Below are 26,474 nucleotides of genomic sequence, written 5' to 3'. Positions count from 1 at the left end.
CAGGCCGTGCGGATTAGAACGAGTAAATCAGCTGCGTGCCGAGCAGGTCGTTGGACTTGCCGTACGAGCCGTCGTTCTTCAGGAACACCTGCTTGTTGGCCCAATCGTGCCGGTATTCGACCTTCACCGTCACCTGCTGGGTCGGGTAGAACAACAGGTCGAGCGAGACGTCCTGATGGGTGGCGCCCTTGCATTCGAAACCGAGGCCGCCATTACCCTTCGAATTGGCCAGACAGTCCGCGCCGATACCGAAGCCGTCCGCGGTGTCCATGCCATTCGCGTTCAACGCGACGCCGCCACCACCACCACCGTTCTTGCTGTCGACCAGCACGTCATAACGCGCGGTGAAACCCATGCGCCCGAGGCCCGGCATCGAGAACTTGCGATGCGCCAGCAACGACAGACCGTACCACTGCGCCTGGCCGCCGTTGAACGCGGCATTCTGCTGCTGGCCGTAGTCGACTTCGGCGTTGTACTGCACGTCCGCCTGCGTATAAGCCAGATCCGCTTCGCCGAAGAAGAACGTGCCGAATGCGCTCGACGCCTGACCGCCCACGCCATAGACCGGAATGGTGTTGCCGTTCACGTTCTGCGTCGCGGCGGAGAGCGTCTGACGACCGATATTGAACGAGCCGCCGATATCCAGCGCGCTCGACCAGGTGTAGTCGACGCGAGCCGTGAAGGTCGGGATCTTGTTGCTGCTCGTGATCGGATCGCCCAGCGCATTGGTGCCGGTCTGCACCACCGAACCGTACGTGCGGTACTGTTCGTTGCCGAGCATGAACTTCCATGCCCAGTTGCTGCCGTCGCCCGTGTAGTTCAGGCCGACGCCGAGATAGCTGCCCGGATCGGAGAAGTCGTACAGCAGGTTATGCGTGAGCGTCAGCATCTGATTCGACTGCTGCACTTCATAACCGCCGAAGCTCGGCATCAGGCCGGCCACGAAGGTCGTGGTCGCCGTCATCGGAATCGTCACAACGGCCGTGTTCAGGATGTTGTTGCCGATATTGCCGTGCTCGTTCTGCAGCAACGTGATGCCGTTGCCGCGGTTCGGCATCAACGTGATTTCGGCCGACGGCGCCATCGGGCCGACACCGAAGGTCTTCTTGATGTCGAGGTACAGATCGCCGAAGGTACTGTTGAAGTAGTTGTAGCTGCTTTCGTGGTTCGCGAACAGGAACGACGAGCTGCTAGCCGCGCGGTTGTAAATGTAGGTCGGATCGATATAGCCGGTGACCGACAGGCCCGCGAGCGGTCCGGTGTTGGCGGCATCGACCAGCGAATCGACCTTCAGTTGCTGGTTGGCGATCTGCTGCTTCATCGTGTCGACCTGGTCGTTGGTCAACGCGGCGCGCGACTTGCCATAGTCAGGCGACGAAATGTCGACCGGCGCCTCGGCCATGGCCGGGGCAGGTGCCGGAGCCGCCACCATCGCCGCGTTGGCTTTCGGTTTGGTCGCCACTTCCGAGCGCAACTGCTTCACTTCCTTTTGCAGTGCGTTGAGTTGGGCCTGGAGCGCCTTGATCTGGTCGCTGGTGGCGTCTGCCATGGCCATGCCAGGCAAACTCCCCGCCACCAACAGACAGATGAGCTTCTTTCTCATGCAAATTCTCCTTATTGGTCGTATTGCAAAAGGACTTCTTATGCGCGTGCCGTATCGAGCGGTTTCCGTACGGCGGCTTGTTGTGGTGCGGAAGGTAAAGGGTCGGCGGCTTCGGCGAGGGCGAACGCCTGCTGCATGTCGCGATTGCGCTTACGCTCGCGGAGCTGCATCCAGCGGTTCACGGCAATCACGCCGATCGTCACCGTGGTGATGAAGATCGTGGCGAGCGCATTCATTTCCGGATTCAGGCCGAGACGGACTCGCGAGAACACGACCAGCGGCAGCGTGGTCGAACCCGGACCGGAGAGGAACGCGGACAGCACGAGGTCGTCGAACGACAGCGTGAACGACAGCAGCCAGCCGGACATCAGGGCTTGCGAGATCAGCGGCAGCGTGATCAGGAAGAACACCTTGAACGGCGTGGCGCCGAGATCGAGCGCGGCTTCTTCGAGCGACTTGTTGAGCTCCTTCACCCGCGACTGCACGATGATCGCCACGTAAGAGACGCACAGCATCACGTGGCCGATCCAGATCGTGAAGAGACCACGGCCCTTCGGCCAGCCGAGCATCTGTTCAAGCGCAACGAACAGCAGCAACAGCGAGATGCCCTGAATCACTTCGGGAATCACCAGCGGCGCGTTGATCATGCCGGCGAACAGCGTGAAGCCGCGAAACCGGCCCATACGCGCCAGCACGAAGCCGGCCCATGTGCCGATCACCACGGACGCGAACGCGGTGAGCAGGCCGATTTTCATCGAGAGCCACGCGGCGTTCAGCAGTTCGTCGTCCTGCAGCAGCGCGCCGTACCATTTGAGCGAGAAGCCGGACCAGACGGTGACGAGCTTCGACTCGTTGAACGAATAGACAATCAGGCTGATGATCGGGATATACAGAAAGAGAAACCCGAACGTCAGCACGCTATTGGAAAGCGCTCTATTAGGCTTGATCATTTCGCGTCCTCCAGTTCCTTGACCTGGTAGTACTGGAACACGGCCATCGGCACGAGCAGCAGCAAGACCATCGCGACGGTGACGGCGGATGCCATCGGCCAGTCCATATCGTTGAAGAATTCATCCCACATGACACGGCCGATCATCAGCGTGTCGGCGCCGCCGAGCAGTTCGGGAATCACGTACTCGCCGACCGCCGGAATGAACACCAGCAGACTGCCGGCGATAATGCCGTTCTTCGACAGTGGCAACGTGATGCGGGTGAAGGCGGTCCACGGTTTGCAGCCGAGGTCGTAGGCCGCTTCGAGCAACGTCAGATCCATCTTCACCAGATGCGCGTACAACGGCATCACCATGAAGGGCAGGTAGGAATAGACCATGCCGATATAGACGCCAATATCCGTGTGGTAGAGGCGCAACGGCGAATGAATCATGCCGATCGCCATCAGCGTGTGATTGAGCAGACCGTCGTCTTTCAGGATGCCGATCCATGCATAGACGCGGATCAGGAACGACGTCCAGAACGGCAGCATCACGCCCATCATCAGCAGGTTGCGTTTGGCGGGTTCCGAGCGGGCGATGTAATACGCGATCGGGTAGCCGAGCAGCAGGCAGAAGAAGGTCGAGACGGCGGCCATTTTCAGCGAGCTGATATAGGTCGCTACATACAGATCGTCCTGCAGCAGGAACGCGTAGTGGCCCAACTGGATCGCGAAGTGCACGATGCCGTCTTTGATCGTCATCAGATCCGTATAAGGCGGAATGCCCAGACGCAGATCGGCGAAACTGATCTTCAGCACCAGCACGAACGGCAACGCGAAAAACAGCGTGAGCCACAGGAACGGCACGCCGATCACGGTCGTGCGGCCCGACGGCACGAACATCGCAAGGCGTTTTTTCAGCGAGCCTAACAGCCGGCTGCCGGACGGCGCGCCGAGCGCCGCGGGGGAGGAGGTGGGATGGCTCATTGCGTCAGCACCACGCCGCTAGCCGGCGACCAGTAGACGAACACGTCGTCGTTATAGGACGGCGCACCTTCGCTCATCAGGTGCGAGCTGGAGAGATTCGACACGACGGTCTTGCCGCTGGGCAGGCGCACGTGATACAGCGAATAGCTGCCCATGTAGGCCACATCCGAGACCACGCCGCGCGCCCAGTTGTGCGGCGTCGACGGTTTGTCGAGCGACACCTTCACGCGTTCGGGGCGCACCGAGATGCCCACCGGCATGCCGAGCGGGCCGGTAATGCCGTGGCTCACGTAAATGCGCGATTCGAGCTCTTCGCTTTCCACGAAGATGTGATCCGGTTCGTCCGCGACCACCGTGCCTTCGAACAGATTGGTCGAGCCGATGAACTCGGCGGAAAAGCGGCTATTCGGAAACTCGTACACCTGGCTGGGCGAGCCGATCTGCACGATGCGGCCTTCGCTCATCACCGCGAGGCGGCCGGCCATGGTCATCGCTTCTTCCTGATCGTGCGTGACCATCACGCAGGTCACGTCGACCTTCTCGATGATGTTCACCAGTTCGAGCTGGGTCTTCTGACGGATCTTTTTATCGAGCGCCGACATCGGCTCGTCGAGCAGCAGCAGCTTGGGGCGCTTGACCAGCGAACGGGCGAGCGCCACACGCTGCTGCTGGCCGCCTGATAACTGGTGCGGCTTGCGCTGGGCGTACTTGCTCATCTGCACGAGATGCAGCGCGTCGGCGACGCGTTCCTTGATCTCGTTCTTCGGCGTGCCTTCCTGCTTCAGGCCGAAGGCAATGTTCGCCTCCACGCTCATGTGCGGGAACAGCGCATACGACTGGAACATCATGTTGACCGGCCGCTTGTACGGCGGCATCGCGGCGAGATCCTCGCCGTCGACGAAAATGCGCCCGGACGTGACCGTCTCGAGCCCCGCGAGCATGCGCAGGAGGGTGGACTTGCCGCAGCCAGAGCTGCCGAGCAGCGCGAACAGTTCGTTCTTGGCGATGCTCAGATTGACATTGTCGACAGCGGTGCTGTCGCCGAATTTCTTCACGACGTTTTCGATGCGGACGAACTCCTCCGGTTTCGATTTTGTCGCTACTGCGGGGCGGGCCATCTGGGTGGCGCCGGCTGCGCTTTTTGAAGTCGTCGAGTTCATGATGTAACCATTCCTTGCGGATCGCGAGCGCAAGTGTCTCCCTACGAGGCGCGGGAAGCGCCTCGCAACGTACGCTGCGATCGGAATACATGGGACTGCGCGCGGCTGGGACGCTATAGCGCGCAGGCTGACTGCCGTTACTGCCATTCATGCGCTCAGGGTTCGAGCGATCCCTGAGCGCGGGATCGAGGTTTTATCAGACTGGTTTAATCAATGACCGGTTTTAAGCTGTGCCCAAAGACGGTTTTCAAGGCGCAGAATATCGGTCGGCATAGGTTTCATCAGCGTCATTTTGCTGAGTACGTCGTCGCCCGGATAAACGGTCTTGTCCTGGACGACTGCCGGCGTCACGAACTGGCGCGCGGCCTTGTTCGCGGTCGGGTAGAACACTTCGTTGGTGATCGCTGCGTTGACCTTCGGATCTTCAATGTAGTTGATCCACTTGAGGGCGGCTTCGGCGTGCGGTGCATCTTTCGGAATCACCATCACGTCGAACCACAACAAGCCGCCTTCCTTCACGTTCGAGAACTTGATCTGGTACGAGCGTTTCGCTTCCTCGGTGCGGCGGCTCGCAATGCCGACGTCGCCGGACCAGCCCACTGCGACGCACACGTCGTTATTGGCGAGGTCGTTGATGTAACCCGACGAGTTGAATTGGGTGATATAAGGGCGGACTTTCTTCAGCACTTCGAACGCAGCCTGATAGTCGGCGGGGTTCGTGCTGTTCGGGTCCTTATGCATGTATTGCAGCGTAGCGGCGAATACGTCGACAGCCTGGTCGAGGAACGATACGCCGCAGCCTTTCAGCTTCGAGAGGTTGGCCGGATCGAACACGAGGGCCCAGCTATCCACCGGTGCATTGGCGCCGAGCGCTTTCTGCACGGCTTGCACGTTGTAGCCGATACCGTCGGTGCCGTAGGCCCAGGGCACACCGTACTGGTTGCCCGGGTCGGCGTCGGCGATCATCTTCATCAGCACGGGGTCGAGATTCGCGAGGTTCGGCAGCTTCGATTTGTCGAGCTTCTGATACACGCCCGCCTGAATCTGCTTGGCCATGTAGTTCGACGTGGGCACCACGATGTCGTAACCGGAACTGCCTGCGAGCAGCTTGGCCTGCAGCGTGTCGTCGCTATCGTAGTTGTCGTACTTGACCTTGATGCCGTCCTGCTTCTCGAAGTTCGGAATCGTGTCTTTCGCGATGTAATCCGACCAGTTATACACATTCAGTTCCGTGTCGGCCGCAAGGGCCGGCGTAACCGACAGCGCCGTAAAACCCGCGAAGGCGAGCAGCGCGGCCCCCGCGACCGCATGACGAAGATGACTAACGCTCATGGTTTTTTCCCTTGATGTGAAGAACCGGCATGAGCGTGAGATGTGGGTGCCCATGCCGGAACGGACTGCCGTTACGAAATACCGAGTTGTTGTGCGGTCGCATCGATGGCTTTTTTGGCCTTCGTGACGATCTCGTCGATTTCCAGCTTATTGATCACCAGCGGCGGCGACAGGAGCATGCGGTCGCCGGTGGCGCGCATGATCAGGTTGCCGTTGAAACAGAAGTCGCGGCAGATCGTGCCGACGTCGCCGCCGTTCGCGAAACGCTTGCGCGCCTGCGGGTCTTGCGCGAGTTGCAGACCGGCCACCAGACCTGCGCCGGAAATTTCACCGATGATCGGGTGATTGGCGAAGGTGTCGCGCAGCTTCTTCTGGAAGTACGGACCCGTGTCGGTTTTTACGCGCTCGACGATCTTCTCGTCGCGCAGCAGCTTGAGGTTGGCGACAGCGACCGCGGCCGCAACCGGGTGGCCCGAATAGGTGAGGCCGTGGTTGAAGTCGCCGCCTTCGATGATGACTTTGGCGACGCGGTCATGCAGACCGACCGCACCCATCGGCACATAGCCGCTCGTCAAACCCTTTGCCATCGTGATCAGATCCGGCTCGAAACCGAAGTGCTGATGCGCGAACCATTCGCCGGTGCGGCCGAACCCGCCGATCACTTCGTCGGCGACGAGCAGAATGTCGTACTTGCGGCAGATGCGCTGAATTTCCGGCCAGTACGTGGAGGCCGGGAAAATTACACCGCCCGCCCCCTGGAAAGGCTCACCAATAAACGCGGCCACATTGTCCGCGCCGATTTCGAGAATCTTCGCTTCCAGTTGTTGCGCGCGGGCCAGAGCGAATTCTTCCGGCGTCAGATTGCCTTGCGCTTCGCCGAAGAAATACGGCTGGTCGATATGCACGATGTTCTCGACCTTCGAGGGCATCTGCTCGTGCATGTAACCCATGCCGCCGAGCGTGCCGCCCGCGATGGTCGAACCGTGATAGCCGTTCTTGCGCGAGATCACGACCTTCTTCGACTGCTTGCCTTGCGCCGCCCAGTAATGGTGGACGATGCGTAGCACGGTGTCGTTGCCTTCCGAGCCGCTGTTGCAGTAGAAGAAGTGGTTGAACGGCGCCGGCGCGAGTTCGGCGAGCAACGCCGACAGTTCGATCACCGGCGGGTGCGTGGTCTTGAAGAAGGTGTTGTAGAACGGCAGTTCCTGCATCTGCTTATACGCGGCGTCGGCCAGTTCCTTGCGGCCATACCCCACGTTCACGCACCACAGGCCGGCCATCCCGTCGATCACCTTGTTGCCGTCCGAATCCCACAGATACACGCCTTCGGCCTTGACGATCACGCGGCTGCCGCTGCGGTTCAGCGCGCCCATATCCGAGAACGGATGGATGTGATGCGCGGCGTCGAGCGCGCGGTATTCGGCGGTGCTGCGTTGTTGCTGCGCGGCCGGCGCGCTGGCTTGCACGGCCGGTTGGACGTAAGCGACTTCTTCTGTTCTGTAGCTCATACTGCCTCCAGTTTTTCTTGCGTTTGCCTTAGACGTGCAGCAGCAAATGCCGGCGTTCCCACGAACTGATCACGCGGAAGAACGCTTCGTATTCGGTTTCTTTCAGTGCGAGGTAAGCCTTCACGAACTTCTCGCCGAGTACTTCGGCGATCGGCTCGCAGGCGCCCATCAACGTCAGGCCCTCTTCGAGATTGCGCGGCAACTGGTACGGCAATTCGTAGCCGTCGCTGAGCAGCGGCTCGGTGGCTTCGAGGTTCTGCGTCATGCCGAGATAACCGGCGGCGAGCGTGGCGGCGATCGCCAGATACGGATTGCAGTCCACGCCCGGAATGCGGTTTTCGATGCGGCGCGCAGCCGGGCCCGAATGCGGAATCCGGAAACCCACCGTACGGTTGTCGTAACCCCACGCCACATTGATCGGCGCGGCCATGAAGCGCGACAGACGGCGATACGAGTTGATATACGGTGCGAAGATCGGCATCAGCGCCGGCGTGTACTTCTGCAAACCGGCGATATAACCGGTGAACATGGAAGTCGGCTTGCCGTCCGCACCGGTGAACAGGTTCTGACCCGTTTCTTCGTCGACCAGGCTCTGATGCATGTGCATCGCCGAACCGGGTTCGCCTTCCATCGGCTTGGCCATGAAGGTCGCGTACATCTTGTGGCGCAGCGCGGCTTCACGCACCGTGCGCTTGAACAGGAACACGCTGTCGGCCAGCTTCAGCGGATCGCCGTGCATGAAGTTGATTTCCATCTGCGCGGCGCCGACTTCGTGAATCAGCGTGTCGACTTCCAGTTCCTGCACTTCGCAGTATGCATAGATGTCTTCGAATAGCGGGTCGAACTCATTGACCGCTTCGATCGAATACGCCTGACGTCCGGTCTCCGGGCGACCCGTACGGCCGATAGGCGGTTGCAGCGGCAGGTCCGGGTCTTTGTTCATGTCGACCAGATAGAACTCCAGTTCGGGCGCGATGACCGGCTTCCAGCCCTTGGCCTTGTAGAGTTCGAGCACACGGCGCAGTACACGGCGCGGCGAGATCTCGACGGGCGTGCCGTCGAAGTGAACGCAATCGTGAATCACCTGGGCGGTCGGGTCGATGGCCCACGGAATCATGCGAATGGTGCTGGCATCGGGAACGCAGACCATGTCCGGATCGGTGACGCCGGTCAGCGTGCCGTCTTCCGGATAATCGCCTGTGACGGTCTGGATCATCACCGCCTGCGGCAAGCGCATGGACTCGCCGGATTCGAACTTGCTGCGCGGAATGATCTTGCCGCGTGCGATCCCGGCCATATCCGGAATGATCGCTTCGATTTCGGTGACGCGGTTCTTCTTCAGAAAATCGTCGATTTCATGCATTTTTATCTCTCTGTTTTGGTGCGCGACCGGCTCAGGCATGCGTGGCAGCGGCGGATGCCGCGCCATAGCCGGCCTTGGTGCGCATTCGATCGCGGCAGGCGTCGCCGAACGCGCGAAAGATCGCGGTGGATAACGTGTCGTTCGCATGCTTCCATTCCGGGTGCCACTGCACACCCAGCGCAAAAGCACGCGCTCCGCTTACGCTCACCGCCTCGATCAAGCCGTCCGGCGCGATGGCTTCGGCCGTGAGGCCGGCGCCTAACCGCTCGACGCCCTGACCGTGCAATGAATTCACACGCGCTTCATTCGTGCCGCCCGCGAGGCGCTGCAACAAGCCGCCCTGCGTCAGCGTGATCGAATGCGACGGTGCGTATTGCACGTCGAGGTCGTCTTCCTTGTTCTCGCGATGGTCGTTCAAGCCGGCCACCGCGTGAACGCTTTGATGCAACGTTCCGCCGAACACCACGTTCATTTCCTGGAAGCCCCGGCATACGGCGAGTACCGGCACACCGGCGGCGATCGCCGCGCGCAGCAGCGGCAGCGTCGTCGCGTCGCGTGCGGCGTCGTGCAACGTGCCCGGCGCGCTGGGCTCGCCGCCGTAGCGGTGCGGTTCGACATTCGAATAGCTGCCGGTAAAGAACAGGCCGTCGACCGTCGCCAGGACCTCGGCGACGGACTGACGTTCGCCGAGCGCCGGCAGCAGCATGGCCAGCGCCTGCGAGCCGTCCACGATCGCGGCGACGTACTTTTCGCCGACCACGTGCGATGGGTGGACTCCCATCATCGTTCTGTCGGCGCTAATGCCGACCAGGGGTTTGTTTCGCATAACAGATAGACGTGTGTGTTCCCCGCGGGACGCGGCACGAACAACGTTAAACACAGCGCGGCACGATTCCGCAGCCGGACGCAGAGCGTCAAGCCACCGGGGTGGTGCAGGCGGTGGGCGTTTGCGAAAACGCGCCGCGCGTGGTCTTGGGGCGGGTCGTTCGATTCAATCCGTTGCGGTGCACCAGCACCCGGAGTCGCGTGAAATGCATGGGCGGCAGACAGCACCGCACACGCGGGAACGCAGGGCTCCAAAGAGCGCGCTCACGCAAACGGATGAATCGAACGACGAAAAGGAGGGAGGCGCTACGGCAGCAGCGACGCGACTTCGTCCGTGCGAACGGCAATGAAGGCGCGCGCGGAGATAGAGTTGTGACGTCGAACGGAACGGCGGGACAGGATCGTGAAGACGGACAGGAAGCGGCGGAACGCAAGGCTGCCGTTGCTGCCGTCGGCGATGGCGCCGTCAGCGCGAGGACAACTCGCCTGACTTCGATTCCATCTCACCAAAGGGCCTCGGACTCTCACGATTACACTCGACTGGCGACGTTGAAAGTATTGAACGGCCTGCTCGAAATCCGCACAAGGCGTTTAAAGAAACAGGACGCTGGGATGATCTTCTCTTACCGGTGCGAACCGGGTTCGCTGCGCCGCAAACACCCTTTCGGGTTCTGTGACGTTGGTATGAAGATCGCCTGTGAACCAGCATATACGAGCCAATAATGCCGTCAAATCATTTTTATAAAAGATTTATCAGGGCTTTCCCGGGGGGCTAGCTAGAATCCCAGCCGGTGGGAACATTCGTTGCGCAAGTCGTATTTCGGAATCCTTTCAGGGTTTTCCCCAGCGGCGCAACGATTAAAGTGACTAGAATATTCAACACTCGCGGGCACATGTTGCCCGAGTCCACGCGCCCCGATCGTCTTCCATGTCAGAGAACCTAGCGATGTCCATAGAAGTAGCAACCCGTCTGCAGTACATCCGCAAGAAGAACGGCTTGTCCCAGCGTGAACTCGCGAAACGGGCGGGGGTGACCAACGGCACGATCTCGCTGATCGAGCAGAACCGCGTGAGCCCCTCGGTCGGCTCGCTGAAGAAATTGCTCGAATGCATACCCATGAGTCTCGCCGAGTTCTTCACCTTCGAGGTGGAAGTAGAACGATCGGTCGTATCGCGCCGCGCGGACATGCCGAACCTCGGCAATGAGTCGATCGAGTTCTATCTGGCGGGCTCGAGCATCAAAGACCGCAACATGGGCATTCTGCGCGAGGTCTATCAGCCGCTGTCGGACACTGGGCCGGAAATGCTGGAGCACGCGGGGCACGAGGGCGGCGTCGTGGTCCGCGGGCAACTCGAACTGACGGTGGACGGCGTTACGTGGCTGCTCGATCCCGGCGACAGCTATTACTTCGAAAGCCGTTTGCCGCACCGTTTTCGCAATCCTAGCGCGGAGCATCTCTGCGAGGTCGTGTCGGCCAATTCGCCGCCCACGTTCTGAAGACTCCGCGCCAACGCGCCACGCCGCAGTTCAACCGTGCATGAAGTCGATGCCGGTCTGCGTCGAGCGCATAACATTGAGGCATCCTGATGGACAAGCAATCTCTCGCTTTCTGGCAAGACAAAGCCGCTACGCTTTCAATCGAAGGCCGTGCGTTTATCGACGGCGAATACCGTGACGCGGCAGGCGGGCGCACGTTCGACTGTCAGAGCCCGATCGACGGCAAGCTGCTCGCGAAAGTCGCCGACAGCGGCGCGGCCGACGTCGACGCGGCCGTCGCCGCCGCGCGCCGTGCATTCGACTCGGGCGTGTGGTCCGGGTTGAATCCGCGCAAGCGCAAGGCGGTGTTGCTGCGCTGGGCCGCGTCGATCCGCGAACATGCCGACGAACTGGCGCTGCTCGAAACACTCGACGCCGGCAAGCCGATCGCCGACACCACCACGGTCGATGTGCCGGGCGCCGCGTATTGCGTCGAGTGGTTCGCCGAAGCGATCGACAAGGTGGGCGGTGAAGTCGCGCCGGCCGATCATCATCTGGTCGGGCTGGTCACGCGCGAGGCGATCGGCGTGGTGGCCGCGGTCGTGCCGTGGAATTTCCCGATCCTGATGGCGTCGTGGAAATTTGGCCCGGCGCTGGCCGCGGGTAATAGCGTGGTGCTCAAACCGTCGGAGAAGTCGCCGCTCACGGCGATCCGTCTCGCGCAACTCGCGCTCGACGCCGGCATTCCCGCCGGCGTGTTCAACGTCGTGCCGGGCGCGGGCGAACCGGGCAAGCTGCTCGCGTTGCATCAGGACGTGGACTGTCTCGCGTTCACCGGCTCGACGAATGTCGGCAAGCTGATCATGCAGTACGCCGGCCAGTCGAACCTGAAGCGCGTATGGCTCGAACTCGGCGGCAAGTCGCCGAACATCGTGATGCCGGATTGCCCGGACATGGACCGCGCGGCGAATGCGGCGGCCGGCGCGATCTTCTACAACATGGGCGAAATGTGTACGGCGGGCTCGCGCCTGCTCGTGCATCGCGACATCAAGGAGGCGTTCCTCGACAAGCTGATCGCGGCGGCGCGTAGTTATACGCCGGGCAATCCGCTCGATCCGAAAACGTCGATGGGCGCGATCGTCGACAAGGTCCAACTCGAGCGCGTGCTCGGCTATATCGAAGCGGGCCGTGCCGAAGCCAGGCTGCTGCTGGGCGGCGCGCGCGTGAAGGAAGAGACGGGCGGCTTCTATATCGAACCGACCATCTTCGAGATCCCGGCCACGGGTGCGAAGGTGGCGCGCGAGGAAATCTTCGGGCCGGTGTTGTCGGTGATCACGTTCGACACGGTCGAAGAGGCGATCAAGATCGCCAACGACAGCGAGTACGGTCTTGCCGCCGCGGTCTGGACGTCGAATCTCACGACCGCGCATGAAGTGTCGCGCAAACTGCGCGCGGGCACGGTGTGGGTCAATTGCTACGACGAAGGCGGCGATATGAATTTCCCGTTCGGCGGTTACAAGCAATCGGGCAACGGCCGCGACAAGTCGTTGCACGCGTTGGAGAAGTACACCGAGCTGAAGTCCACGCTGGTGCGGCTGCGCTAAAGGATTCGCAAGCCAGCGCGGCGGCGTGCGTGTGAGGCACGCCGCCGCGTTCCCAATGAATCCGAAGCCGGCGGTTGCGCGCACAACGGGAAGCTTCGCGCGTGGCGCCGGTATGTTTATCAGGTGTCAGGTCATCCATGACTGAACTCGTCTATGGCGACGGCGCAATCCGCCGTTCGTCGCTTTATGGCTCGTCGATCGAAAACACCTACGCGGGTGTGTTGTCGTTCATGCGCCGCAAGTACACCCGCGAACTCGACGGCGTCGACGTTGTCGTTTCCGGCGTGCCGCTCGATCTGGCCACCACGTTCCGCTCGGGCGCGCGGCTCGGTCCCGCGGCGGTGCGTGCGGCCAGTGTGCAGTTGTCGGAGCTGCATCCGTATCCGTGGGGTTTCAATCCGTTCGACGATCTCGCCGTGACCGACTACGGCGATTGCTGGTTCGACGCGCACAACCCGCTGACGATCAAGCAATCGATCGTCGAGCATGCGCGCACGATTCTGCGTTCCGACGCGAAGATGCTGACGCTCGGCGGCGATCATTACATCACCTATCCGCTGCTGATCGCGCACGCGGAGAAGTACGGCAAGCCACTTTCGCTGATTCATTTCGACGCGCACTGCGATACCTGGGCCGACGACAGTCCCGACAGCCTGAATCACGGCTCGATGTTCTACAAGGCGGTGAAGGACGGTCTGATCGATCCGAAGACCTCGGTGCAGGTCGGCATTCGGACGTGGAACGATGATTTCATGGGCATCAATCTGCTCGACGCCGCATGGGTTCACGAACACGGCACGCGCGCGGCGGTGGAGCGGATCACGTCGATTGTCGGCGAACGGCCTGCGTATCTGACTTTCGATATCGACTGTCTGGACCCCGCGTTCGCGCCGGGCACGGGCACGCCGGTGGCGGGCGGATTGTCGTCGGCGCAGGGGCTGGCCATCGTGCGCGGACTCGGCGCGTTGAATCTGGTGGGCGCGGACGTCGTGGAAGTGGCGCCCGCTTACGACCAGAGCGAAATCACGGCGATCGCCGCCGCGCATATCGCCTGCGATCTGCTGTGTTTGTGGCGGCAGCGCAAAGTAGGCGCCGCACGCGTCGCGTAGGCGTTGTTGTTGCGATAAGCCCGGCGTTAGCCCATCGATGAAGATCGACCAGGCTGGCGCCGGCCTTCGCGCAAACCTAGCGTGTAGACCGCCAGCGCGCCGCTCATCAGCGCGAGTTGCCACATCAGCATGTCGCTGCCGCGCGCTTTCATTGCGAATCCCGCGGCGAGCGGGCCGACGATCGAACTCGCGGTGAATGTGAGCGACACCAACCGCATATTGCGCGTCAACGCGGCCTTTTCGCCGCAGGCTGCCGCGACCATCCCAAGCGTGATGTACGAACTGTTCATGCCGCCGAGCAGCACCGCGCTCGCGGCTGCAAGCGCCGATGCCGGCGCGGCGGTCGCGAACCCGCAGATCGCCAGCGTGCTGAGCGCCGCGCAGACGATTACGGCGGCGGCGAGCCCGGCACGATCCGCGAACCAGCCCACCGGAAATTGCAGCGCCATGCCGCCGACGCCGAACAGCATCAGCAGCGTTGCCGTTTGCGTGGAAGAGAGACCGTGCGCGTCGGCGAACAGGGGAAACAGGCCGTACAGCGCGCCGTCGCCGATGCCGCCGGCCGCGACGACCACCATGCCGAGGCTGACCAGTGGACCGATCGGCACGCGCCGGTCGCTTTGTGCGGGCTTTAACGGCTCGCCAGCAGGCCGTTTGTCGTCCGATGCGGTCAGCCACAGCGGCAGCGCCGCAGCGGCCGTGAAGGCCGCGCCGGCCGCGAAGATGACGCGTTCGTCGACCGCGCACCAGGCGGCCAACGCGGGACCGACGACACCGGCCGTGGCGATCAGCGCCTCATGCACGCCGACCACACGTCCGCTCGATGCCGGCGGCACGAGGCGATAGAGCCAGGTTTCGTTGGCGATCCAGCGCAAGCCGATGCCGAGCCCGGTCAGCAGTCCGGGCACGAGCCACAGCGGCCACCCCAACTCGCCGATGGTGGCGAACGCAACGAGTGTGGCCGCGAGCCCGAGCGACACGGTGCGCTTTGCGCCGATGCGCGCAATGAGCCACGGCGCCAGCAACAAACCGCCCAGCATGCCGGCCCATTGCGCAGCCGAGAACAGGCCGGCGCGCGGCGCATCCAGGCCGCGCTGCGCGAGCCAGACGGGCAGCACCATGAAGCCGATGCCGAACTGGCCGATCTGCGCCAACGCCGACACGGCGGTCAGCGCGGCGATCGCCGGCCAGCGCACCGTGGGCGCGGGGGCAGTCATGCACCGCTCCGTTCGGGCATCGGTAGGCCCTGTTCGCGGCATTCCACCGGACAGCCGGCCTTCAGGCACGGCCCGTCGTCGCACAGGCGGCACAACTGCATGGCGTGCGCGGGGTCGCGGGTCTCGCTATAGAGAATCTTGATCAGCAGGCTTTCCAGCACGTCGCGCTCGCGGTCGTCGAGCCGCCCGACCACGCGTTGCAGCATCCTGTCGCGCGCCGTGCGCAGGCGTTTGACCTCGCGTTTGCCGTCCGCGGTCAAGGAAAGGGCGACGGCGCGTTTGTCCGCTCCGGCGTTTTTCTCGACGAGGCCCGCGTCGACCAACCCTGCCACGGCGCGCACGGCGGCGGGATGCGACAGATCGACCGCCTCGCGCAGCACTTCAATCGACGAGTCCGGATATTGGCCGATCGCGTTGAGCATGGCGCGCGCGGTGGGGCCAGCGAGCGCCGCCGCGGCGGGCGGTGCGTTCATCTCGTCGGTGACCAGCAGGGCGAGCACGCCGAGCAGGTTTTCTGTGCGCTGCGTCATGGGGACACCTCAATGTGTGCAACGTGCATATATGCATGTTGCACACATTGTGTGATGGGCGCAAGCGGATTTTTAGTGCGGCGATATGGCGAACGGTCGCTTAGTCCGCGAGTCTTGCGCGCACCGTATATTCGCCCTCGTTGCCTTCATCTTCGATCAGATGAGCCTTCGCGGTATAGAAATCGTGCGGCAGCGGTTCCACCGGATAGCCGCGCTTTTCCCACGCGTCGAGGCCGCCCTTGAGCGCGCGAATATGGTGGATATTCTTGCGATGCAACTGGTTGACGATCCGCTTGGCGGTCGCTTCGTTCGGGCACACGCAGTAGACGACAATCGGCCGCTTCAGCAGTTCGGGACGAATCAGCTCAGGTGAATCCAGATCCAGCGGCACGGCGCCGGCAATCCGATGCGATTCCTTCTCGCGCACGCTGTACGGTCTGGCGTCGAAAATCAGCGGCGGCTCGTTCGACTTCATCAATTCGTCGAGTTGATCCGGCGAGATGCGCGTGTGCGCGAGCCAGCGGCGAAATTGCAGACGGCGTACCCAGCGATAGAGCAGCGCGGCGACGAAGATCGCCGCGAACGCGTCGACGATCGTGCCGCCGTTCTGCCGCACGAGCAGCATCAGCTGCACGATCTGGTCGTGCAGCGCCGCGCCGCCGATCACCCATACGCTCGCCCACAGCGTCGCGCCGATCAGGTCCCACAGCAGAAAGACGCTGACGTTGATCGCGGTCGTGCCGAGCAGCGGCGCGGAAATCAGGCCGAGCCCCGGCAGGAACTTGGCGACAGTGAGGATCGGCGCGCCGTGCCGTTCATACGTGTTGCGCGCGACCCGCACCGTGGTATCGAGCGACAGCGAGAAGCGCACCAGATAGTTCAGCAGACGCCGGCCGTAGGCGCGGCCGGTGAAGAACCAGAGCGAATCGGCGATCAGCGTGGCGGCCACGGCGGCGAACACAACGCTCGCATACGAGGTCTGTCCCATGGCCGCCATCGTGCCGCCGAGAATCAGCATCGGCGCGGCCGGAACCGGCAGGCCGAGCTGCGTGACGAGCACGCTCATGAAAACGGCCCAAACGCCGAGCGAGGGTGGAATCGCCACTGGAAAATGCCACACAACCGCGCTCCTCGGAATGCATTAAGGAAGGTGTAACCGGCCACGCCCTGGCGGCGCGCCGTGACCCGCCGCGCAGGTTCCGTTCCCGCACGACGGCGTGCAGTGTACCCGCTCGGTCGTTACGCGGGCATGGCACGGCAAAGGCCGATTTAAGCACAGGCGGGAAAACGGTGCTGCGAGCTTGCCCGACGCGGCGTGCGCGACGGGGCGAACGGCGGTTGCTAGAATCGTCGCCGTAGGTAAGCGAATACGACGCGAATACCACGCGAATACAACGGAGACATGCCATGACCCAAGCCAGCCCGATCAGCCGCTATCCCGTGCCCGAACCGAACGACTGGCCGGACGATATCCGCGCGCGCATCCTCGAAGTGCAAGAAAAAGCGGGTTTCGTGCCGAACGTGTTCCTGACGCTCGCGCATCGGCCGGACGAATTCCGTGCGTTCTTCGCCTATCACGACGCGTTGATGCTGAAGGAGGGCTGCCTCACCAAAGGCGAGCGCGAGATGATCGTGGTCGCCACCAGCGCGGTGAACGAGTGCCTGTATTGCGTGGTCGCGCATGGCGCGATTCTGCGCATTTACGAAAAATCGCCTTTGCTGGCGGATCAGGTCGCCGTGAATCACCGCAAGGCGGATATCAGCGCGCGCCAGAAAGCGATGCTCGATTTCGCGCTGAAGGTGTGCCGCGCGTCAGGCAGCGTCGACGAAAGCGACTTTCAGGCGCTGCGCGAGCAGGGCTTCACCGACGAAGACATCTGGGATATTGCCGCGATCACGGCGTTTTTCGGTCTGTCGAACCGCATGGCGAATGTGATTTCCATGCGGCCGAATGATGAGTTCTTTTTGATGGGGCGCGTGCCGAAAGCGGCGGGGCAGAAGACGACGGCGTAGCGCGGGCCGTCTTCCGCGCGCCGACCGCGGCCATGCCGTAGCTTTAGCCGTAGCTGTAAGCCTGTAGCTGTAGCCGCAGCCGTCCGCTTTTCCTCCGCCCGCTTACGCGCTAGCCGGTTCGGCGCGCAACGTGGGCGCGTTGACCGTGGCGTCGTCGATCGGGAAGTGCAGGATCGCGGCGAACAGTCCGGCCGCGACGGTGGCTTCCCACAGCAGCGAATACGAGCCGGTCAGATCGAACACCAGGCCACCGAGCCACGCGCCGAGAAACGAGCCCATCTGATGGCTCAGAAAGCAGACGCCGAACAGGCTGCCGAGATGCCGCGTGCCGAACACTTTCGCGACCAGTCCGCTGGTGAGCGGCACAGTGCCGAGCCAGGTCAGGCCCATCACCGCCGCGAAGACGATCACCGACGTGGACGTTTTCGGCAGCACGAAGAACGTGCCGATCGTCGCGCTGCGGATCAGATACAGCCAGCCGAGCACATGATGCTGACGGTAGCGTCCGCCCAGCCAGCCGCATGCCCAACTGCCCGCCATATTGAACAGGCCGATCAACGCGAGCGCGGTCGCGCCGAGACCGACGGGCATATGACAGAGCGTCAGATACTCGGGCAAATGCGTGGCGATGAACGCGAGCTGAAATCCACACGTGAAGAAACCGAGCGTCAACAGCCGGTATCCCCGATGCCGGACCGCGAGACCCAGCACCTTGCGCAGCGGTTCGGCGGCTGTTTCCCGCACCGGCATGCCAGTGCGTTGGCGACGGTCGAGCACCATGCCGAGCGGGGCGACCAGCAGCATCAGAAAGGCCAGCACGAACAGCGACGCGGCGATGCCCCAACTGAGCCGCACGCCTTGCGCGAGCGGCACCATCAACACCTGGCCCGCAGAACCGCCGGCGCTGACCAGGCCCATCGCCATGCTGCGTTTTTCCGGCGTGGCGATGCGACTCACCGCCGGCAATACCACGCCGAAGGTCGTGCAACTCACACCAATGCCGACCAGCAATCCCATACCGATGATCAGCATCGCGCCGCTCGGTGCGACCGCGGCGAACGCCAGACCCGCGGCGAATGTCGTCGCGCCGAATGCGACCACGGGCGTCGAGCCGTAACGATCCGCGGCGGCGCCCGCGAAGGGTTGGGCGAAACCCCACACTAGGTTGTGCAGCGCGATGGCGAACGCGATCTGCGTGACGGGCAGGCCGCGGTCGAACGAGAATGGCCCGATGAAGAGCCCGAAGGTCTGGCGGATGCCCATCGCCGCGCTCAGCACGAGCGCGCCGGCGAGGATCACGAGAGTCGTCGGGTTGAAGACGGGGGCGTAGCGTTTGCTGTGGGTCGTGGACATGGTTCTGATCTCCTTCGACCCCATGATCGCAGCGAGCATCAGAAGCGGCAAAAGAAAAGATTTTGATGACAGGTGAGTGGGGCTCACTTGTTCGTTTGCGGCGTGGTTCGTGGCTGGTGGTTCGTGGTTGGTATCAGGCGGCTTCGGATTGCGCGTCGAACTGTTCCGCCTCGCTGACCAGCCAGCGTCTGAAATCAAGCAACTCCGGGCGACGTTCCGCGTTTTCCGCGCTGACCAGCCAATAGGCTGTGTCCGACGCGATCGTTTCCGCTCGGGCTTCGACCAGCGCCCCGCTAGCGAGATCGCTATCCACCAGCGGCCGGCGTCCGAGTGCGACGCCAAGGCTCATGCCGGCGGCTTCGAACGCGAGTTGAATCGTGTCGACGCGTAAGCCATCGGCGGTTTCGATATCGTCCGCACCGGTCGCGTCGAGCCACGCTTGCCAGTCTTCGCTCGCGGCGTTCACGTGAATCAACGTCGCGCGTCGCAGGTCGAGATGGCCGTGCGCGTCGCGCAGATTCTCCAGGTACGCGGGGCTGCACACGGGCACGAGGCGCTCGCCGAACAGCCGCGTCCACGCCGCGCCGGCAACCGGCGAACGGCTCATGCGGACCGCGAAATCGAAACCGTCGACGGGGAAACCCACCTGCCGATGCGAGGTGTCGACGCTCACATTTACATTCGGCCAATGCGCGCGAAAATGGGCGAGGCGCGGCAGCAGCCAGCGCGACGCGAAGGTCGGCGCGCAGCTCAGCGCGATCGGACGATTCGCGCGATGGTTCGGCAGACGCTGCGTGCCGATCGCGATCAGCGAGAACGCCTCGGACACGTAGGACAGATAGTCCGCGCCCGTCGCGGTCAGCGAAATGCCGCGCGGTTCGCGCACGAACAACTGGACACCGAGCGCTTCTTCCAGCCCGACGATGCCATGACTCACCGCGCTCGGCGTGACGTGCAGCTCGGCGGCGGCGAGCTTGAAACTTTGATGCCTGCCGGCGGCTTCGAACAGGCGAAGCGCCGGCAGAGGCGGCAGACGAAGCGGCATGATGCATCCTCTCAGGACGGCGTGTGGCGCGCCGTGGCAGTGCCGTTGCGCAGCGGGCGCGCGGGCTGTTTCTGGGCAGAAGGATACCTTGCGGGGGGCGGCCGGTTGTTGGGCGCCTGGCGCGATGCGTCGACAGCTCGTGCCGGAGAGGGCAACGTTAAAGCTGATGGAATGCAAAAAATTGACTGGGGTTGTCGATTTGCTGTCGCGTTGTTCGTCGTGTGGATAGGGGGCGAGTCAATGACGGCGCCGTGATTTGAGCGAGAAGTAAAGGCAAGCCGGGTCGTTTGCTCTTTGTAACTCACCTCTGATCCTTTCCCGCAACCGCAACGATCGTGCATGGGAGATAGCTGATGACCGAAGCAAACACATCCGCACAGACACTGAAGCCGGCGCGCCTGCTGGCCGATTCGCCGCCGCGCTTTCCGAACGAGAGCGCGGCCTATCGTAGTGCGCGCAACGATTTACTCGCCGAAGAAATCGAGCTGCGACGCCATATCGAACGGGTCGCCGCGCAGCGCCGCGCGCTGCCGCCGGGCGGCATCGTGCCGGAGGACTATCGCTTCGACGGTGAAGCGGGGCCGGTGACCTTATCCGGCCTGTTCGGCGCGCACGACACGCTCGTCACTTATAACTGGATGTTCGGTCCGCAGCGCACGCGGCCTTGTCCAATGTGCACGTCGCTGCTGAGCGCGTACGACGGCGAAATGCCCGACATCCTGCAGCGCGTGGCGTTCGTCGTGATCGGCCGCGCGCCGATCGAGAAGCTCGTCGCGTTCAAGCAGGAGCGGGGCTGGCGGCATTTGCGGCTGGCGTCGTCGGGTGGCAACACCTTCAATCGCGACTACGCGGCGGAAGATCCCGCGGGCGACGACAACCCGGCGTTCAACGTGTTCACGCGCGCCGCGGATGGCACGGTGCGGCACTTCTGGGCTGAGGAGATGGGACCGTCGACCGCCGATCCCGGACAGGACCCGCGCGGCGCGCCCGATGTGATGCCGATCTGGACCGTGCTCGATATGACGCCGGGCGGACGGGGAAGCGATTGGTATCCGAAGCTGGACTATCCGGCGCCGCCGGGTTAGCCGCGGTTCAGGTCAGGCTGCAAGATGCGTAGTCGCAGCCGTTCAGCCGCAGCCGCCGTTCAGCCGCGGCCGCCAGGCGCACAACTTAACTACGCCTGTCCCTCAACCGCATAACCCTGTCCGAGCGCCGTCTGCAAATAAGCGGCGATGGCGCTCGCCCGCATCGGCCGGCTGAACAGATAGCCCTGCACGGCGCGCGCGCCGAGCGCGGTCACGACGGCCGCTTGCGACGACGTCTCCAATCCTTCCACGACACATTCGAGCCCAAGATTGCGGCACAAATCGAGCACCGACTTGACGATCTTTTTGGACGCGCTGTTCGTATCCACATCCGTCATGAAACTACGGTCGATCTTGATCGTATCGAACGGCAGCCGGTGCACATAGCTCAGGCTCGAATACCCCGTGCCGAAGTCATCCAGTGACACACGGCAACCGGCTTTCTTGATCATGGTCAGCGAGGCGCGGGCCTGTTCGAAATCGCGCGTCACGGCCGTTTCCGTAATTTCGAACGACACGCGGTGCGGTGGCACGCCGCTCGCCTGCGCGATGTCGATCAGGCGACGCGCGCGCGCCGACGTGCAGATGTCGATCGCGGACAGGTTGAACGACAGATAAAGCTCGGCGGGCCAACGCGCGGCTTCGTCGAGCGCTTTGTGCAACAGCACTTCGGTGATGCGTAAAATCAGTTCGGTGCGCTCGGCGATCCGGATGAATTCCTCTGGCTTGACCGCGCCGAGCCGCGCGTTGTGCCAGCGTCCCAACGCTTCGAGACCGATCGTGCGCTGCGAGATCACGTCGTAGATCGGCTGAAACTCCAGAAACAGTTCCGCGTCGAGATCCGCGTGGCGGAGTTCCTGCGTCACGAGACTCGAGCGGCGAATCCGCGTTTCATGTTCGGTCGAGAAAATCACCGGCGTGCCGCGGCGGCTTTCCTTGCCGACGTACAGCGCCGCGTCGGCGCGTTCGAATACCTGCGCGACCGTGGTGCCGGCTTCGGGAAACGCGGCCCAGCCGATCGTGCCCGACAGTTCGGCGACATTGCCGGCCACCCGGTATGGCTGGCTCAGTGCGTGGCAAATGCGCTGCCCCAATTCGACCAGTGTTTCGTTCGACTGCTTGTGCTGCGCGAGCACGCCGAATTCGTCGCCACCGAGCCGCGCGAAGAAGATGCCGGGTTCGGCCAGCGCCAGCAGACGCACGCCCACTTCCTGCAGCACGAGATCGCCGCTCGCGTGGCCGTAGATATCGTTGACCTGCTTGAAGCCGTCGAGATCGATCAGCCCCACGTTGAAGCCACCGCCGCCGCTGCCGAGCGCCTGTTCGGACAGCGCGCGCAACGACGCGAAGAAGCTGCGCCGGTTGGGCAGGTCGGTCAGACTGTCGATGCTCGCGAGCCGGAAATTGTCGTCGCTCAAACGCTGGGTTTTCTGCTGGCTTGCCAGCAATTCGCTCTGCGCGTGAACCACACCGGTAAACGTGCGGTAATACTGCTCGACGATAAACGCGAGGGCAATGCCGACGAGCGTCATGTCGATCGCCATCGCGATGAACACCGGCGAGCCGGTGAACACCATGAAAGTCGCGAAGCTTAGGATCACGATCGACAACACGAGCAAAGCCGCCGCGCGCAGATGCATCAGACAGAACACACCGCCCATCACGGTGGTCGCGATATAGAACGCGACGTGCGCCTGTTGATACGCGGTGCCGTACGGAAACAGCAGCAGCGACCAGGTGCTGAACGCAATGCCGAAAATGCTCGACAGCCAGATCAGCTTGCGCAACTCGGGCACGGCCTTGTCGTGAGTCAGCACGCGGTGGCGGGCGCGCCACCAGCGCACGCAACGAATCACGCACAGCGCGCAGAGGGCGGTCGGCGCATAGATGGACAGCCAGGCCGGCGCGCAATTCACATGAGTGATCGCGACGGCCATGGTGTTGACCAGCAGGATGAAATAGAGCAACGGGATCTGTCGACCGAACGCCTGGAGCTGCGAACGCACGAGCTCCGGGTCGCCTTCCGCGACAGATAGCGCCTCCCTCAATCTGGCTAGTCGAACCATGCCCGTCCTTTTAACGTTTGCGCCGCCAACGCAGCTTTGTATATCGGCAGGACTGGGGCAAGCTTGAGGGTGATTAACGCAGAAATAAATCCGGTGCGGTAACTCCGACCTGCCGAAAACGGGCGATATGTCAATTGTGCCGCCCGTCGATTAATGCATATTGATTGAGTGCAGCGACGTCGAACCGGTAGCCGTAACGAGGCTCGCGCAACCGCTTGCGGTGGCCGCAGCGGCCCCGCAGGGCGCCAGGACGAGCCGTGCGGATGTTGCAATATGGCGAAATTTCATTTTTTTATTCTCCCGAATTCTTTACTACCGGGCGCTGCCACCGGTTCTGGCCGTGTTTCAGGCGATCCACCATAACATAGTAAAAAAGCCCGTCGACATCGGCTTGTGTCGCGCTAAAGCACTGAAATTGCAACGGATTGTGATTCGGATTTAACGCTTGCCGGACGCGAGAATCACGTAAGCGCACGATTCTTATGGCACTTTGCCGAAAAAAATCGTCAAATTGCCGCTGGGCGGGTGATACAAGGCTTACACCCAAGGTTTGCGCGAATATGCGCCTATGCGTTAGTGTGTCGGTCCCGGCGCAACAGATGTGGCGCCGGTTCCATGATTACCATACGGGAAGTGCTATGAACAAACAGGAACTGATTGATGCAGTCGCCGCAGCGACGGGCGAAAGCAAAGCGGCCACCGGCCAAACCATCGACGCAATCGTCGAAGCGGTGACCAAAGCCGTGGTGGGTGGCGATACGGTGCAACTGGTCGGTTTCGGTTCTTTCTCGACCGGCGCGCGCGCAGCTCGCGTGGGCCGCAATCCGTCGACGGGCGCTGAGATCCAGATCGCAGCGGCCAAGACGGTGAAGTTCACCGCAGGCAAGGCTTTCAAGGAAGCTGTCAACGCGTCGTAATGCAACGCGCTTCGCGCCGGAGTTTTGCGCGCGCGCAGTCTTTGCGCGTGACTAGCGAAACATCGGGCGTGAGGAATCACGCGCTGCCCAACCCTCGGTGAGATCAACCATCGGTGGCTGGTGCGGCGCGTGGGTTTTTGTCGTCAGCCCGTGTTGTTAGTCCCGGTCGTCAGTCCGCGCGACGCTTGCGGGTGGCGGCGGCCAATGTTTCCAGCACCGGTTCGGTTTGCGTCCAGCTCACGCACGCATCCGTGATCGACACGCCGTAACGCAGCGGCACCCCGGCTTTCAGATCCTGACGGCCTTCTTCCAGATGACTTTCCAGCATCACGCCGATAATGCGGCGGTCATGCTGCGTCAATTGTCGCGCCAGATTTTCCACCACATCCAGTTGACGCAAATGCGATTTGCCGGAGTTTGCGTGCGAACAGTCGATCATCACCTGCTCGCGCAGGCCGGCTGATTTGAGCGCAACGCAAGTCGCGTCCACCGACGCGCTGTCGTAATTCGGTCCCTGCTTGCCGCCGCGCAAGATCACATGCGCGTCGTCGTTGCCGCGGGTTTCGAAGATCGCGGCCATGCCCATTTTCGTCATGCCCATGAACGCGTGGCTCGCGCGCGCGGCGACGATCGCGTCCGCGGCGATCTGCACGCCGCCGTCCGTACCATTCTTGAAACCGATCGGGCAGCTTAAGCCCGAAGCGAGTTGCCGATGACTCTGGCTCTCCGTCGTGCGCGCGCCGATCGCGCCCCACGCGATCAGATCGGCAATGTATTGCGGACTCAGCAGATCGAGAAACTCGGTGGCCGTCGGCAAGCCGAGACCGTTGATGTCGAGCAGCAGTTGCCGCGCGAGACGCAGGCCTTCGTTGATGCGGAAGCTGCCGTCCAGACGCGGGTCATTGATATAGCCTTTCCAGCCTACCGTGGTGCGCGGTTTTTCAAAGTAGACGCGCATCACGATCAGCAGATCGTCCTTGTACGACTCGGCGGCGTGCTTCAGCTTGCGGGCGTATTCGATGGCCTGATCGTGGTCGTGAATCGAACACGGACCGACGATCAGCACGAGCCGGTCGTCGCGGCCATGCAGAATGTCGGCGATTTCCGCGCGGGTCTTTTCGACGAGCGTCTGCACCGAAGGCGGCACCGGCAATTCGTCTTGCAGCAGCGCGGGGGAAATCAGCGGACGGACCGCGCCGATGCGCGTGTCGTCGATTCGCGTGGTGTCCTGGGTGGCGTCGGCCGAGCCGACCTCCTGATCGTGCAGGGGATTGTCGAGGGCGCTCAAGATATTCTCCCGGACCGGGTGAGGCGACAGCCTCACGGCCTGTGTATGTGAGTGGGGGGGGGGGCGGATTCGCTGCCGGGATTATGACACTCGCGCATGACGGCCAGCATGCTGGCGAGGACGCGGCTAAGGCGGGGGCCAGGGTAGGGGCCAGGGTAGGCCCGCTCAGAGCCGTTCGATCAGCGCCATGGCGGCGGCCGGATTGCGTTCCTTGAAGCCGCTGATCACGTAAAGATAGACGTCGCGGGCGGCGAGTTTCGATGGTGGTTCGGCGGAGGTTTCCAGATCGTCGGGCGTCGTGCCCGTAGCAAGTTGACGTGCGCGTTCGGCCCAGGCGTCGAGCGTTTTCGTGGCGTAGCCTTTGGCGTGTTTGTCGGTGGTGCCCATGATGCGGGCGTACACGAACGGCGCGGTCAGGTCCGCGATCTGCGGGTAATCGCTGTCGCCGGCCAGCACGATGGCGACTTTGTATTGCCGGGCGAGCGCGATGAATTCCGGCGTCTTGAAGCTGTCGTTGCGGACCTCGATGGCGTGGCGCAGCGATTGTCCTTCAATGCTCGCCGGCAGCAGTTTCAGAAAGGCTTCGAAGTCTTCGGGATCGAACTTCTTGGTCGTCGCGAATTGCCAGTTGATCGGGCCGAGTTTCTGTTTGAGCAGCAGCACGCCGCTCGCAAGGAAACGCTCGATCGTTTCGCTGGCGTCCGCGAGTACTTTGCGATTGGTCGCGTAACGCGGGGCTTTGAGCGAAAAAACGAAATCGTCCGGGGTTTCCTGATACCACTTCTCGTAGCTCGACGGCTTTTGCAAACCATAAAACGTGCCGTTGATTTCAATCGACGTGAGGTGCCGGCTCGCGTAGTCGAGTTCGCGGCTTTGCGTGAGATCCGAGGGGTAGAACGGCCCGCGCCACGGCGCGTAGGTCCAGCCGCCGATGCCGACTCGGATGTTGGCGACCGGGGTGGTTTTAGAGGCTTTTGCGGCTTTGTCGGGCGTGGCAGGGCTTGCGGGTTTAGCGGGTTTAGCGGGTTTAGCAGTTTTTGCCGGCTTGGCTGCCTTGGCCG

General features: G+C 62.6%; 23 protein-coding genes. 6 read left to right on the top strand and 17 right to left on the bottom strand.

Translation table 11 applies throughout. From position 1 onward, the window contains the following. Positions 1-13 precede the first annotated feature (13 nt). From FA94_RS29970 to FA94_RS40010, 9 genes are all read right to left on the bottom strand, one after another. Positions 14-1,603 (bottom strand): DUF3138 family protein, encoded by a 1,590-nt coding sequence (locus tag FA94_RS29970; RefSeq protein ID WP_035558241.1) that lies wholly within the window; start codon positions 1,601-1,603, stop codon positions 14-16. Between the two features lie 38 nt (positions 1,604-1,641). Then, complete coding sequence (locus FA94_RS29965) at positions 1,642-2,553, bottom strand: ABC transporter permease subunit (RefSeq protein ID WP_035558238.1); 912 nt, start codon at positions 2,551-2,553, stop codon at positions 1,642-1,644. Then, positions 2,550-3,521 carry an ABC transporter permease subunit gene (locus tag FA94_RS29960; protein WP_035558236.1) on the bottom strand — a complete coding sequence of 324 codons (972 nt, stop codon included), beginning with the start codon at positions 3,519-3,521 and terminating at the stop codon, positions 2,550-2,552. Before FA94_RS29960 ends, FA94_RS29965 begins: the two co-directional genes overlap by 4 nt. After that, complete coding sequence (locus FA94_RS29955; RefSeq protein ID WP_035558231.1) at positions 3,518-4,681, bottom strand: ABC transporter ATP-binding protein; 1,164 nt, start codon at positions 4,679-4,681, stop codon at positions 3,518-3,520. Before FA94_RS29955 ends, FA94_RS29960 begins: the two co-directional genes overlap by 4 nt. A gap of 210 nt (positions 4,682-4,891) precedes the next feature. Beyond that, the gene (locus tag FA94_RS29950) at positions 4,892-6,013 is read right to left on the bottom strand and encodes a polyamine ABC transporter substrate-binding protein (protein ID WP_035558229.1); all 1,122 of its coding nucleotides are present in this window, start codon (positions 6,011-6,013) and stop codon (positions 4,892-4,894) included. Positions 6,014-6,084: 71 nt separating this feature from the next. Further along, complete coding sequence (locus FA94_RS29945; protein ID WP_035558226.1) at positions 6,085-7,521, bottom strand: aspartate aminotransferase family protein; 1,437 nt, start codon at positions 7,519-7,521, stop codon at positions 6,085-6,087. A 28-nt stretch (positions 7,522-7,549) separates the two neighbouring features. Continuing rightward, positions 7,550-8,884: a glutamine synthetase family protein gene (locus tag FA94_RS29940; protein ID WP_035563483.1), complete on the bottom strand. Its 1,335-nt coding sequence runs from the start codon at positions 8,882-8,884 to the stop codon at positions 7,550-7,552. Between the two features lie 31 nt (positions 8,885-8,915). Beyond that, the gene (locus tag FA94_RS29935; protein ID WP_035558224.1) at positions 8,916-9,710 is read right to left on the bottom strand and encodes a gamma-glutamyl-gamma-aminobutyrate hydrolase family protein; all 795 of its coding nucleotides are present in this window, start codon (positions 9,708-9,710) and stop codon (positions 8,916-8,918) included. A 305-nt stretch (positions 9,711-10,015) separates the two neighbouring features. Next, on the bottom strand, positions 10,016-10,237 hold the full coding sequence (locus FA94_RS40010; protein ID WP_171983793.1) for a hypothetical protein: 222 nt from the start codon (positions 10,235-10,237) through the stop codon (positions 10,016-10,018). A gap of 418 nt (positions 10,238-10,655) precedes the next feature. Between FA94_RS40010 and FA94_RS29930 the strand changes: the two genes are divergently transcribed. The 3 genes from FA94_RS29930 to speB all read left to right on the top strand — a co-directional run bounded on the left by FA94_RS29930 (position 10,656) and on the right by speB (position 13,899). Further along, positions 10,656-11,207 (top strand): cupin domain-containing protein, encoded by a 552-nt coding sequence (locus FA94_RS29930; protein ID WP_035558221.1) that lies wholly within the window; start codon positions 10,656-10,658, stop codon positions 11,205-11,207. An 89-nt stretch (positions 11,208-11,296) separates the two neighbouring features. Further along, complete coding sequence (locus FA94_RS29925) at positions 11,297-12,790, top strand: aldehyde dehydrogenase (RefSeq protein ID WP_035558218.1); 1,494 nt, start codon at positions 11,297-11,299, stop codon at positions 12,788-12,790. 137 nt (positions 12,791-12,927) lie between these two features. After that, positions 12,928-13,899, top strand: a complete 972-nt coding sequence (speB, locus tag FA94_RS29920; protein ID WP_035558215.1) for an agmatinase — start codon at positions 12,928-12,930, stop codon at positions 13,897-13,899. Positions 13,900-13,925: 26 nt separating this feature from the next. On the opposite strand, the gene FA94_RS29915 is transcribed toward speB, so the two are convergent. From FA94_RS29915 to FA94_RS29905, 3 genes are all read right to left on the bottom strand, one after another. Continuing rightward, positions 13,926-15,116, bottom strand: coding sequence for an MFS transporter (locus tag FA94_RS29915; RefSeq protein ID WP_035558212.1), 1,191 nt, complete (start codon positions 15,114-15,116; stop codon positions 13,926-13,928). Beyond that, positions 15,113-15,646 (bottom strand): MarR family winged helix-turn-helix transcriptional regulator, encoded by a 534-nt coding sequence (locus FA94_RS29910; RefSeq protein ID WP_035558209.1) that lies wholly within the window; start codon positions 15,644-15,646, stop codon positions 15,113-15,115. The genes FA94_RS29915 and FA94_RS29910 overlap by 4 nt, the downstream gene beginning before the upstream one ends. A gap of 100 nt (positions 15,647-15,746) precedes the next feature. Beyond that, positions 15,747-16,766 (bottom strand): VTT domain-containing protein, encoded by a 1,020-nt coding sequence (locus tag FA94_RS29905; RefSeq protein WP_035558206.1) that lies wholly within the window; start codon positions 16,764-16,766, stop codon positions 15,747-15,749. 287 nt (positions 16,767-17,053) lie between these two features. On the opposite strand from FA94_RS29905, the gene FA94_RS29900 reads away from it, so the two are divergent. Then, entirely contained in the window at positions 17,054-17,659 is a 606-nt protein-coding gene (locus FA94_RS29900; protein ID WP_035558203.1) for a peroxidase-related enzyme, read from the top strand. A 102-nt stretch (positions 17,660-17,761) separates the two neighbouring features. Here FA94_RS29900 and FA94_RS29895 read toward each other — a convergent pair whose 3' ends face one another. Both FA94_RS29895 and FA94_RS29890 read right to left on the bottom strand, forming a co-directional pair. Continuing rightward, complete coding sequence (locus FA94_RS29895; protein WP_035558200.1) at positions 17,762-19,012, bottom strand: MFS transporter; 1,251 nt, start codon at positions 19,010-19,012, stop codon at positions 17,762-17,764. A 133-nt stretch (positions 19,013-19,145) separates the two neighbouring features. Continuing rightward, on the bottom strand, positions 19,146-20,057 hold the full coding sequence (locus FA94_RS29890; RefSeq protein ID WP_035558198.1) for a LysR substrate-binding domain-containing protein: 912 nt from the start codon (positions 20,055-20,057) through the stop codon (positions 19,146-19,148). A 353-nt stretch (positions 20,058-20,410) separates the two neighbouring features. Between FA94_RS29890 and FA94_RS29885 the strand changes: the two genes are divergently transcribed. Continuing rightward, a complete protein-coding gene (locus FA94_RS29885; protein ID WP_035558196.1) occupies positions 20,411-21,142 on the top strand; it encodes a DUF899 family protein in 732 nt (243 codons plus the stop codon). 89 nt (positions 21,143-21,231) lie between these two features. Here FA94_RS29885 and FA94_RS29880 read toward each other — a convergent pair whose 3' ends face one another. Further along, positions 21,232-23,208, bottom strand: a complete 1,977-nt coding sequence (locus tag FA94_RS29880) for a putative bifunctional diguanylate cyclase/phosphodiesterase (RefSeq protein WP_035558194.1) — start codon at positions 23,206-23,208, stop codon at positions 21,232-21,234. A 638-nt stretch (positions 23,209-23,846) separates the two neighbouring features. Between FA94_RS29880 and FA94_RS29870 the strand changes: the two genes are divergently transcribed. Next, positions 23,847-24,125: an HU family DNA-binding protein gene (locus FA94_RS29870; protein ID WP_006049832.1), complete on the top strand. Its 279-nt coding sequence runs from the start codon at positions 23,847-23,849 to the stop codon at positions 24,123-24,125. A 169-nt stretch (positions 24,126-24,294) separates the two neighbouring features. On the opposite strand, the gene FA94_RS29865 is transcribed toward FA94_RS29870, so the two are convergent. Further along, a complete protein-coding gene (locus FA94_RS29865; protein ID WP_035558189.1) occupies positions 24,295-25,413 on the bottom strand; it encodes a 3-deoxy-7-phosphoheptulonate synthase in 1,119 nt (372 codons plus the stop codon). A 165-nt stretch (positions 25,414-25,578) separates the two neighbouring features. Beyond that, positions 25,579-26,358 (bottom strand): DUF72 domain-containing protein, encoded by a 780-nt coding sequence (locus FA94_RS29860; RefSeq protein WP_231585152.1) that lies wholly within the window; start codon positions 26,356-26,358, stop codon positions 25,579-25,581. Between the last annotated feature and the right edge of the window lie 116 nt (positions 26,359-26,474).

Origin of the sequence: Burkholderia sp. 9120 (assembly GCF_000745015.1) — a bacterium.
In the GTDB taxonomy this organism is placed as follows: domain Bacteria; phylum Pseudomonadota; class Gammaproteobacteria; order Burkholderiales; family Burkholderiaceae; genus Paraburkholderia.
Note: the sequence above shows the minus strand (reverse complement) of the source record. Positions and strands in the feature narration are given on the sequence as shown.